Here is an 872-nt window from a genome sequence, read left to right as displayed (position 1 = left end):
TTTACAGCTTGACCAGCTGTAAAATCCATTTACATGGATTGTAGCGGATAAACTTTCGTTTATCTCAATTATTAGAGTAATCTCGGTTAAATTTAGCTATTTTGTAGTACAATCTTTTCGATTGTATCCCAACAATATATTATCAGAAAAACCTTTTATGCTGATCTTGATTTTATTCAAAATCGGAATAACAAATTTTTTATCCTCTATAATGTTGCTTTTGCTTTCGTATTGTTCAGTTTTCAAGGTGCAAATTTGCTTCGCAAATTTGAAACAAAACTGCGTTTTGTTTGGCAAATAAGCGTTGCTGAAAACCTCTCTCCCTTTTATCGCTTATGTTAATTTTATTTCATAAAATTAACTAAGCTAGCAAGTGAAGTTTTCTTTGCTTACTTTCTTGTTCACAAGAAAGTAAGTGGTGGCTTGAGAGGACTCGAACCTCCGACCTCACGCTTATCAGGCGTGCGCTCTAACCACCTGAGCTACAAGCCCATTTGATTTTCGGCGTCCGGTCGTCGTTTTCCGTCTTCCGACGCCCTGTGGTGGAGATGAGGAGGATCGAACTCCTGACCCCCTGCTTGCAAGGCAGGTGCTCTCCCAGCTGAGCTACACCCCCATATTTCAACCTTTCGATTGATGCAGGGACCTCGGAATTGTTTCTTCTCTTTTCCACGTTTTGAAGGTACACAATCTTTCGATTGCACCCTCTAAATTAAACAACGATCTGCAAGTGCTCATTCTGATTGACCATAGGATATGAGTCCTTATTCAGAACTCAGGTCTCCTTAGAAAGGAGGTGATCCAGCCGCACCTTCCGATACGGCTACCTTGTTACGACTTCACCCTAATTACCACCCCTACCTTCGGCCGCG

The 872-nt window shown here is 41.5% G+C and carries 2 tRNA genes and 1 rRNA gene; all 3 read right to left on the bottom strand.

Annotated features, from left to right (window positions below):
* Window positions 1-416: 416 nt before the first annotated feature.
* A tRNA-Ile gene (locus DXB00_RS16115) sits at window positions 417-492 on the bottom strand.
* A 48-nt stretch (window positions 493-540) separates the two neighbouring features.
* Window positions 541-616: transfer RNA gene (locus DXB00_RS16110), tRNA-Ala, on the bottom strand.
* A 173-nt stretch (window positions 617-789) separates the two neighbouring features.
* Window positions 790-872, bottom strand: a 16S ribosomal RNA gene (locus DXB00_RS16105); the annotation flags it as partial.

The sequence above is a fragment of the Butyricicoccus sp. OF10-2 genome, assembly GCF_003481925.1.
Lineage (GTDB): Bacteria > Bacillota > Clostridia > Oscillospirales > Butyricicoccaceae > Agathobaculum > Agathobaculum butyriciproducens.
This window is presented reverse-complemented; position numbering and strand designations above follow the sequence as displayed.